Origin of the sequence: Acinetobacter lwoffii, from assembly GCF_024129735.1 — a bacterium.
Classification (GTDB): domain Bacteria; phylum Pseudomonadota; class Gammaproteobacteria; order Pseudomonadales; family Moraxellaceae; genus Acinetobacter; species Acinetobacter lwoffii_H.
This window is the reverse complement of the sequence record NZ_JAMXXK010000078.1, coordinates 1-9593: the sequence shown is the minus strand read 5'-3', so window position 1 is coordinate 9593 and position 9593 is coordinate 1. Positions and strand designations below refer to the sequence as shown.

Here is a 9593-nt window from a genome sequence, read left to right as displayed (position 1 = left end):
GACATTTGATTTCTAGAGTTATTCGCATTTCTCTATTTTATCAAAATTCAACCTGCTTTGTTTCAGCATACTTTTTGAAACACCACCAAAAATTTAGCTTTCAATCTGGAAATGAACCCGGGCGGTCACCGCACACATCAGCTCATAGCCGATGGTGCCTGAACTGGCCGCCACTTCATCAATCGGCAAAGTCACACCTTGGGAAGATTGTCCCCAAAGTACCACTTCACTGCCCACATTCGCCTGCGGCAGCGCAGTCAGATCTATGGCCAGCATATCCATACTGACCCGACCCAATGTCTGTGTTTTCATTGAGTCGACCAGCACAGGTGTACCCGTCACCGAGAGGCGTTGATAACCATCCGCATAGCCACAGGCCACAATCCCGATCCGCATATCCTGCGTGGCAATAAATTTGGAACCATAGCCAATGCTCTCATCTGTCTGGATCGTTTGAATGGCGATAATTTCACTGCGCAAGCTCATGCTCGGTTGCAGATTCCAGTCTTGAATCGTGTGTGTTGGATAATCTGGTGAACTGCCATACAGCATGATGCCGCTACGTACAATATCGGAATGAAGGGTTTGATGATGCCGCAGAATGGCCGCACTGTTACTGAGTGAGCTTTTACCTTCAAGCCCCTGAATGGTCTGGCTAAAAATCAGGTTTTGATGCTGAATCCCATCCTGTCCAAAACGCTCGCCATCCGCATCGGAGAAATGGGTCATATGGGTAATGGAACGCACATTATTTAGCTGGTGCAGCTCTTGCCAGATTTCCGTGTATTGCTGCGGCTTGAAACCCAGACGGTTCATGCCGCTGTTCATTTTTAAATACACATCAAACTGTGCATCGGGCGCTATTTCAGCAAACTGTTTCAACCATTGCACTTGATGTCGGGAATGAATGGCAAAGCTCATTTCATGCTTCACACATGCAAATAAATCCTCAAAAGCGAAAATACCTTCGAGCAACATTAGCGGCTTCTTGCATCCCAGCGCACGTAGCCGCGCGCCCTCTTCAATATCCAGAAAGGCAAAACCGTCTGCACCTTCAAGTCCAGCATAGACACGTTCAATCCCGTGCCCATAGGCATTGGCCTTGACCACGGCAAATACCTGACTATTGGGCATACATTGGCGCGCCACACTTAAATTATGCGCAAGCGCCTGTTGATGGATAATTGCAGTAATGGGACGTGGCATACATTCCTCCTTGAATATTCCGCCTCAGATAGTCTTAAGCCGCCTGGTGATAGCGCGCCAATGACAATCCTTCGGTACTAATTTCAGGATCACGTGCCAAAACCAGATCGCTGATTAATTTTCCTGAACCGCAGGCCATGGTCCAACCCAGCGTGCCATGTCCAGTATTCAGGAACAGGTTTTTAAAACGGGTTTTCCCAATAATTGGCGTACTGTCCGGGGTCATTGGACGCAGTCCTGTCCAGAAACTGGCCTGATTCATGTCTCCTCCAGGGAATAAATCACGGGTCACCATTTCCAGCGTGCCGCGACGATCTTCATTCAGACCCAAATTAAAACCGCTCAGTTCAGCCATTCCCCCTACGCGGATGCGCTGGTCGAAACGGGTAATCGCAATTTTATAGGTTTCATCCAGTACTGTAGATTGTGGTGCATAGGCCGGATCTAAAATCGGAATGGTCAGTGAATAACCTTTCACCGGATAGACCGGTAAATTCAGTTCAAGCGGTTTTAAGAAATCACGTGAATAACTACCAAAGGCCAGCACATATTTATCTGCCGTGAGTACCTGACCATTCACCAGAACACCTTTGATCTGGTCACCTTCTACAATCAGCTTTTCAACGTTTTGATTGAACTTAAACTCTACACCCATCCCTTTGGCATGTTCTGCCAGGGCATTGGTAAACAGATAGCAGTCACCTGTTTCATCATTGGGTAAATGCAGACCGCCTACCAGTTTGTCTTTTGCCTGTGCCAATGCCGGTTCTACACGCGCCAATCCATCGCGGTCCAGTAGTTCAAATTCAACTCCGGTTTCTTTCAGAACTTCAATATCGCGCTGCACCGCATCCAGCTGCGCATCTTTACGGAAAATCTGCAAAGTGCCTTTTGAACGGTTTTCATAAGAGATGCCAATATCACGGCGCAAATTACGCAAACAGTCACGGCTATATTCAGCCACACGCACCATCCGTTCTTTATTGACTGCATAATGCTGCGCATTACAGTTTTTCAGCATTTGTGCCATCCACTGCAATTGCCACAAGCTGCCATCGACATTAATCGCCAACGGTGCATGATGCTGAAACATCCATTTGACTGCCTTAAACGGAATACCTGGTGCAGCCCAAGGGGTCGAGTATCCTGGAGAAATCTGCCCGGCATTACCGAAGCTGGTTTCTTGCGCCGGACCTGCCTGACGATCCAGCACAGTCACAGTTGCTCCCTGCTGCGCCAGATAGTAAGCGCTTGCCACACCAATCACACCACTACCCAAAACTAATACGCGCATTACCTTAACCCTCAAACATCTTTTCAGTTTATTTCACTAGTATATTTTTGCTTTAATAGTTAAATTCACTATATTCAGACTGTATATTCAGTGGAATAAATATTTTTTCGGGCAGAATTAAAAAAAAGAGGGAAATATTGATGCGCAAATTAGACCGCATTGACCGCATGATTCTGGATATCCTGCAACGCGATGGCCGGATTGCCATTAGCGAACTTGCAGCACGCGTCAATCTATCGACCACACCCTGTTCAGAACGGGTAAAACGGCTGGAACGCGAAGGCATCATCATGGGTTATTACGCCCGTCTAAATCCGGAAATGCTAGAACGTAGTTTGCTGGTATTTCTGGAAATCAAACTCTCAGCCAAATCAGGTGATGTCTTTGATCAGGTGGCACGCAATTTGACTGAGATTCCGGAAGTCCTGGAATGCCATTTAATTTCCGGTGATTTTGATTATCTGGTCAAAGCGCGTTTAAAGGAAATGAGTGCCTATCGCCGCCTGTTGGGAGATTTACTAAAAAAACTGCCCGCTTCTGCTTCATCCCACAGTTATGTAGTGATGGAAGAAGTCAAAGAAAGTTTATATCTGGACCTGGGTATTTAATGAGTTTGAATTTCTAAAGCTACGGGCAAAAACAACAAAGCCCCAAACGGGGCTTTGAGATCGAATATTGATTGGACTTATTAAACCTTAAGCAGGAATGCGTAGCACCTGTCCCGGGAAAATATCATCTGCATCTTTGAGCAACGGACGGTTGGCTTCAAAAATTTTATTATACTGATTAGCATCGCCATAAAATTCTTTTGAAATTTTTGACAAGCTGTCACCTGATTTCACCGTGTAGAATTTGCTTTCCGGTTCAGGGCTGCTGACCGTAAGCTGATCATCCACTTTGGCCACATGATCAATATTCCCCACCGCCAGAATAATTTTTTCACGATCGGCCTGACTTTGCACCTGACCTCTGACCGTGGCCAGATCCGAGGTTGAATTATAACTGATGGATAAACCAGTGATCGGAAGACCCAGACCTTTTACATGACCAAGTAATTTATTTGCGACTTCTTGGGCAGAAGGCTCTGCGGGCTGTGCTGCTGCGGCTGGAGTAGTATTTGCTGGTGCGGCCTGCGGCTCTGCGGCAGCTGTATTTTTCTTACCGATACCTTTTACAAAATCAAAAAGACCCATATGGAACTCCATTCTTGTCGTTAATGTCATATCACTCTTATTTTTATAATGAAAATAGCCAAGGCATAGTTAGTCATTGGTGACAGAAAGGTAATCGATTGTAAAATTTCCATTTAGGTGAAAAGCAGACACAAAAAAACCACCGAGAGGGTGGTCTTTATGCTCAGCAAAGCTGAAATCGGCGATTAACCCAGTTTCTTAGAAACATAGTCAATTGCAGATTGAACAGTTGTGATTTCGTTAGAATCTTCATCAGGAATCGTGATGTCGAAATCATTTTCGAAAGACATAACCAGTTCAACTAGATCTAGAGAATCTGCACCTAAGTCATCCATGAAAGACGCTTCGTTTTTAATCTCTTCGATTTTGATACCAAGTTGTTCTGCAACTGCTTGCTTAACACGTTGTTCGATATCGCTCACAGGAATTCTCCTCATTGCTTGTGGCGTTTTTAATGCCGTTAGTTTAATTGAATCTAAAAAATTTGGAAAGTTTATACTTGAGCTTAGCTCATGTATAAGCCCCCATTTACATGCATAACTGTACCAGTAATGTAACTGGCTTTATCTGAAGCCAGGAAACTTACGGCATTTGCGATATCCTGCGGATCACCTAAACGGTTTAATGCCACCTGCTCAGTCATTTTTTTACGAATTTCTTCGCTTAGCTGTTCAGTCATTTCAGTCGCAATAAAACCTGGTGCTACCGAGTTTACGGTAATCTGACGGCTACCCATTTCTTTGGCAAGGCTACGGCTAAATGCTTCAATACCTGCTTTGGCAGCAGAATAGTTGGCTTGGCCCGGGTTGGCAAAGTGTGCCACCACAGAACTGATGTTGATAATGCGGCCGAAACGCGCCTTGGTCATGCCTTTGAGTACACGTTTAGATAAACGGTAAACTGCTTTCAGGTGAATATTTAAAATATCATCCCAGTCATCTTCAGACATACGCAGTAGTAAATTGTCTTTGGTAATACCCGCATTATTGACCAACGCAAGGACTGGACCATAGTTCTGTTCAATGTCCGTTACCAGCGCATCAATCGCAGCACCATCACGTACATCTAATACTTTACCCGCACCATTTTCAGCAAACTGTGCAGATAATTTTTCCGCACCGGCTTCAGATGTCGCAGTACCTACGACAAAATAACCATCTTGAATCAACTGTTGTGCGATCGCAGCACCAATACCACGACTTGCACCTGTTACCAGAGCAACTTTACGTTCCTGTGTCATGCACTTTTCCCTTCTGCCGCCAATACGGTGTTTAATGCATCTTCCAGACGGGATTGAGTGTCCAGTGGAAGTGCTTTTTGAATATTCGGCAAGCGTTTCGCCAAGTTGGTCAATACATTACCCGGACCACATTCTACGATGTACTCAATCCCTTCATCTTGAAGGAATTGTAAAGTTTTAGTCCATTGTACTGATTCATAAAGTTGCGCGGTCAACGCCTGACGCAATTCATTTACATTGGTTGCCGCTTGTGCGCCCACATTTTGTAATACAGGAATGCGTGGTAGCTCAATGGCGGTTTGTTCCAATGCCGGAGCAAACTGTTCAGCAGCAGGTTTCATCAATGAACAATGTGACGGAACCGATACTGGTAGTGCAATGGCTTTTCCGCCGTTTTCTTTGGCCAATGCCATCACTGCTTCAACGCGATCTTTATTGCCTGCAACCACAACCTGCCCTTGTGCATTGTAGTTCGCCGCTTCGACAGAACCTTCGCCTGCTGCAGTTGCTTGTGTACACAGATCAATCACTTTGGCATCATCCAGACCCAAAATGGCAGCCATCGCGCCTACACCCTGAGGTACTGCAGTCTGCATCAATTTGCCACGCAGGTTCACCAGCTGCACAGCATCACCCAGGCTTAAAGCACCCGATGCGACCAATGCACTGTATTCGCCCAGTGAATGGCCTGCCAGATATTTCGGTGCTACACCGCCAGATTCCAACCAAACGCGCCATAAGGCAATACTTGCAGTCAGCAATACTGGCTGGGTGAATTCAGTTTGATCCAGACCTTCGCCAGTTTGCGCAATCTGCCACAGATCAAAACCGACGGCTTCAGATGCTTCTGCAAATGTCTCGCGAATACTCGCAAACTGTTCTGCAAGCTCAGCCAGCATACCAGCTTTTTGGGAACCCTGACCCGGAAACACAAATGCAGTTTTTGTTGCTGGCGCTGCTTGTTCGAGTGGTGTAGCAGACATAATAAAATCCTTTCATTCAAGAGGTGTGCTTCTTCAATCCTAACAAGAAGACTGACCAATAAGACCACCTAAATCATTGTGGAGCGCAATTTAGCATGTAATTTTGTCGGCGGTAATTGCCAAATACAACAAAAAACCGATACACCTAAAAATCAAAGACAAAAAAAAGGGAGCTAAATGCTCCCATTTTTTCTACTAAGCTTGACGCTTAATACATCACCAATTATTCAGCAGATGCTTTAGCGAATAATTGACGACCACGGTAGATACCATCTTTAGATACGTGGTGACGACGGTGAGTCTCGCCAGTAGCTTGGTCTACAGTTAATGCATTCTCGGTTAAAGCGTCATGTGAACGGCGCATGTCACGGCGAGAGCGACTTTTACGGTTTTGCTGAACGGCCATGATGGCTCCTTACAAAGATCGAAAAAATGGATCAGAACAAATTCGATTGTCTTATACACAAGAGTATAACACAAAAATTAGTTAAGTTTACCCTTCAAAGCAGCCAAAACTTCAAACGGGTTGTCCCGTTTTTCTTCAGCCACTTCTTCTACGGCAGGTTGATGCTTATGTTCACAAAACTCATGTTTAGGCGACAACGGCATCAACAATAACAGTTCATCTTCTATCAGCGCGAGCAAATCAGCGGTCGCCGGTGCATCATAATCACCTTTGGTCGTTGCTTCACTTTCACCTAGGACGATGAAATCAGCATCCTCATCCAAGCGCTCTATCAGTGACTCATCATCCACAAGTGCTAAATGGAACGATGAAACCAGTTCAATTTCTACAGTTTCCAGACAACGCTGGCATTCCATAGGAACTTTTGTTTCAACGTGACCATCTAGCCATGCAATACGATGATACGCATCCATTGATAGCTTACAGTCTATGTTAATCAATTGATCATCAATTGATCCAACAGCTTCACGAGCGATACGAACAAAGCGGGATAAAGGCAGTTGACCTGACCATTTAAAGCCCTGTTCAGCCCATTTAAACGGCTCAATCTGTGCCGGAAAGGTATTTGCTGACATAATTAAGGCGGCAATTCTACAAATTCATCAGTACTCTGTCAAAGATTAAGATACAATTTTGTACTTATTTCGACAGACCATTTGGGTAACTCAAGTCATGCATCTGTTGCAGCCGCAAACAGAAGTGAATGTTTCATCACTCGTTAGCACAATTCCAAGCCTTGATTCTGACAGTTCAACACAACAAGTGCAACTCTCGCCATGGGCGAATTTATCGTCAGAAGCGCAGCAGGTGGACTGGCTCATCTTACACTTTAATCACTGGTTTTCCCATTTAAATGTCACTTTAGTGCGCGGCGAATTTGAACCAGAATATTTCCCTGCAAGCACAGACCGTCCTGCCCGGATCCAGTTTGCGCATGGTTTCTTTAATAGTGCCCTGCATGAAATCAGCCACTGGACCATTGCCGGAGACAAACGCCGTCTGCTGCCGGATCTGGGCTACTGGTATGCCCCGGATGGCCGTACCCGTGAACAGCAGGCTTTGTTTGAACAAGTCGAAATCAAGCCACAGGCAATTGAGTGGATGTTTGCCCAGGCTTTTGGCCGTAAATTCCGGGTTTCTTTGGATAACCTGACTGGCGACGGCGGTGATGGTGTCAGCTTTAAAGATAATGTTTATGCCCAAGTGCAGGCTTATTTTAATGGTACAGCCAAACTTTCACGTGATGCAGCGCGCTTTATCCAATGTATCTGTATCTGCATCAGAGGTGGCAAAAGTTTACAATCTGATGAATTTATACGTGAAATGCTTGATTAAATTACACAAATCTACCTTTTTTATGATTGCCAGATCTTGCCTGAGCGCCACATAATAAGCCATCAGCCCAAGCTTGGAGTAGTCTCTATGCTGCATTTACGCGTACACCCAGACAATCCGCAACCCCGCTTAATCAGTCAGGCAGTGGAACGTATCCGTGCGGGTGATGTGGTGGTCTATCCCACTGATGCTGCCTATGCGATTGGTTGCCAGATTGGAAACAAGAGTGCCATGGAGCGGATTGCGCAAATTCGTGGTCTGGGCCCAAAGCATCAATATGCGATTCTGTGCTGTGATTTATCCGATATTGCCACTTATGCCAAGGTGGACAATGCCATGTATCGTTTGCTGAAAAATAATACACCAGCCATCACGACCTTTATTTTACCTGCGACCAGCGAAGTCCCGCGTCGGTTGATGCATCCCAAGAAAAAAACCATTGGTCTGCGCATTCCAAATAATCCGGTGTGTCAAATGTTACTGAAAGAACTCGGTGAACCGCTGTTGACCTCTACCCTGATTTTACCGGGTCAGACTGACCCACTCGATGATCCTTATGATATTGAAATGCAGCTGGGCAAACGCATTGATGTTTTTGTAGATAGTGGTTTAGGCACGTTGAGCACAACTTCTATTGTAGATTTATCCGGTGATCATCCAGAAGTGATTCGTCGTGGTATGGGAGATGTCAGCGCCTTTGAATAAACGACGCTTGAGAAATTCCTACAAACATTCGGGGAGTCAAAATGAATGGATTTATTTTATCTCCTGCTAAATCAGCATGAATTTTCTGCACAGGATTTAATCTATGCAGAACTGCCTTGGACACTGCAATCCAAGGCAGTCATGGTCGAAGCACATCCTTCTCCCCATCTCACTATAAATATTGATCATACTGAGTACCAATTTTTCCTGACGTTGGCTGTAGCGAGACAGTTGTTGCAGATCTATTCAAACCAAAATGTATGCCTGGCAGAGACTTGCCAACGTATCATTGAATTTGCGACCAAGGAATACATTCATTCCTCACCATGAAAATCTAAAAAAGCATATGGTGAGAGGTTGCAGTTTTATTCTTTTCAATTCGGCAGGTATGCAGTGGCTGGCAAAAACAGTTTAGGAATCTGAACTACGTTCATAATGACGAACCGCAATGAAATTTGGACATTGCGATAGCTTCTGTTCATGATGCATGAGCTCTTCACCCAGTTTATTTTTCAGATACACATGAAAAATAATCTGATCTTCTTCCAGTACATTCAGCATCGCTGTACGCGCTTTGGGTTCCATGACTTTAAAGGAATTGATTGACTCACAAGACATGGCTTGCATATCCAGCTTAATCCGCTCATCCAGCTGGTCGCCCTCATAGGCCATATGCCGCATGTAAAAACGGATATTGGGATATTGGTCCAGCACACTAAAATCCATTTTCATGGCCTGCATGACAGGTCGGGCCTGTTCGGCAAAAGCCGAGAATCCCCCTGATTTCAGTCCTGTGCGTGCTTCGTCTTCAAGCTGCATAATCTGATATTTGGGATAAGCCCAAAATCCCCCGAATGCGATCATCCCAATAACAACCAGAATAAGTGGCATGCTTTCCTCACCTTTTTATTGATTTTTGTGATTCTTGACTATTTTTCGAGAGTATAGCGGGATTTTTGACCAAAAATTACAGGGAAATAGTTTATTAATACTTATTAATTTTATGTTTTTTAATGGGAAATCCGTTTGAAAATCATTCGATATCTGCCAGCTAGCTTATTTACTCTTTTGAGGAGAATCACTAGACTTCCTTCATAAATCATTTTTCAATCAATTTAATTGTTTATCTTTCACCCAATCTAAATTGTATATGCCAGCAAGTAAATTAAAC

At 44.7% G+C, this 9593-nt stretch carries 13 protein-coding genes; 4 read left to right on the top strand and 9 right to left on the bottom strand.

Going from position 1 to position 9593, the window contains the following annotated elements; genetic code table 11:
• Nucleotides 1-93: 93 nt before the first annotated feature.
• A complete protein-coding gene (gene alr, locus NI469_RS15090) occupies nt 94-1206 on the bottom strand; it encodes an alanine racemase (protein ID WP_253147325.1) in 1113 nt (370 codons plus the stop codon).
• Nucleotides 1207-1240: 34 nt separating this feature from the next.
• Nucleotides 1241-2500 (bottom strand): D-amino acid dehydrogenase, encoded by a 1260-nt coding sequence (locus NI469_RS15085; RefSeq protein ID WP_004646103.1) that lies wholly within the window; start codon nt 2498-2500, stop codon nt 1241-1243.
• 140 nt (nt 2501-2640) lie between these two features.
• On the opposite strand from NI469_RS15085, the gene NI469_RS15080 reads away from it, so the two are divergent.
• Nucleotides 2641-3108 (top strand): Lrp/AsnC ligand binding domain-containing protein, encoded by a 468-nt coding sequence (locus NI469_RS15080; RefSeq protein WP_004279232.1) that lies wholly within the window; start codon nt 2641-2643, stop codon nt 3106-3108.
• An 87-nt stretch (nt 3109-3195) separates the two neighbouring features.
• Here NI469_RS15080 and lysM read toward each other — a convergent pair whose 3' ends face one another.
• The 6 genes from lysM to NI469_RS15050 form a co-directional block, all read right to left on the bottom strand.
• Nucleotides 3196-3693, bottom strand: coding sequence for a peptidoglycan-binding protein LysM (gene lysM, locus NI469_RS15075; RefSeq protein WP_005095992.1), 498 nt, complete (start codon nt 3691-3693; stop codon nt 3196-3198).
• Between the two features lie 185 nt (nt 3694-3878).
• Entirely contained in the window at nt 3879-4115 is a 237-nt protein-coding gene (gene acpP, locus NI469_RS15070; RefSeq protein ID WP_004646101.1) for an acyl carrier protein, read from the bottom strand.
• A gap of 83 nt (nt 4116-4198) precedes the next feature.
• Nucleotides 4199-4933 (bottom strand): 3-oxoacyl-ACP reductase FabG, encoded by a 735-nt coding sequence (gene fabG, locus NI469_RS15065; protein ID WP_153566866.1) that lies wholly within the window; start codon nt 4931-4933, stop codon nt 4199-4201.
• On the bottom strand, nt 4930-5916 hold the full coding sequence (gene fabD, locus NI469_RS15060; protein ID WP_253175627.1) for an ACP S-malonyltransferase: 987 nt from the start codon (nt 5914-5916) through the stop codon (nt 4930-4932). Before fabD ends, fabG begins: the two co-directional genes overlap by 4 nt.
• 223 nt (nt 5917-6139) lie before the next feature.
• Nucleotides 6140-6322 carry a 50S ribosomal protein L32 gene (gene rpmF / locus NI469_RS15055; protein WP_004279227.1) on the bottom strand — a complete coding sequence of 61 codons (183 nt, stop codon included), beginning with the start codon at nt 6320-6322 and terminating at the stop codon, nt 6140-6142.
• Nucleotides 6323-6399: 77 nt separating this feature from the next.
• Nucleotides 6400-6957 carry a YceD family protein gene (locus tag NI469_RS15050; RefSeq protein ID WP_004279226.1) on the bottom strand — a complete coding sequence of 186 codons (558 nt, stop codon included), beginning with the start codon at nt 6955-6957 and terminating at the stop codon, nt 6400-6402.
• A gap of 97 nt (nt 6958-7054) precedes the next feature.
• Here NI469_RS15050 and NI469_RS15045 point away from each other — a divergent pair, with 97 nt between their 5' ends.
• The 3 genes from NI469_RS15045 (at nt 7055) to NI469_RS15035 (ending at nt 8752) form a co-directional block, all read left to right on the top strand.
• On the top strand, nt 7055-7717 hold the full coding sequence (locus tag NI469_RS15045) for an elongation factor P hydroxylase (protein ID WP_253175628.1): 663 nt from the start codon (nt 7055-7057) through the stop codon (nt 7715-7717).
• 87 nt (nt 7718-7804) lie between these two features.
• Entirely contained in the window at nt 7805-8422 is a 618-nt protein-coding gene (locus NI469_RS15040) for an L-threonylcarbamoyladenylate synthase (protein ID WP_004646095.1), read from the top strand.
• Between the two features lie 45 nt (nt 8423-8467).
• A complete protein-coding gene (locus NI469_RS15035; RefSeq protein WP_071851465.1) occupies nt 8468-8752 on the top strand; it encodes a hypothetical protein in 285 nt (94 codons plus the stop codon).
• A gap of 81 nt (nt 8753-8833) precedes the next feature.
• On the opposite strand, the gene NI469_RS15030 is transcribed toward NI469_RS15035, so the two are convergent.
• The gene (locus NI469_RS15030) at nt 8834-9313 is read right to left on the bottom strand and encodes a hypothetical protein (protein WP_071851463.1); all 480 of its coding nucleotides are present in this window, start codon (nt 9311-9313) and stop codon (nt 8834-8836) included.
• Nucleotides 9314-9593 lie beyond the last annotated feature (280 nt).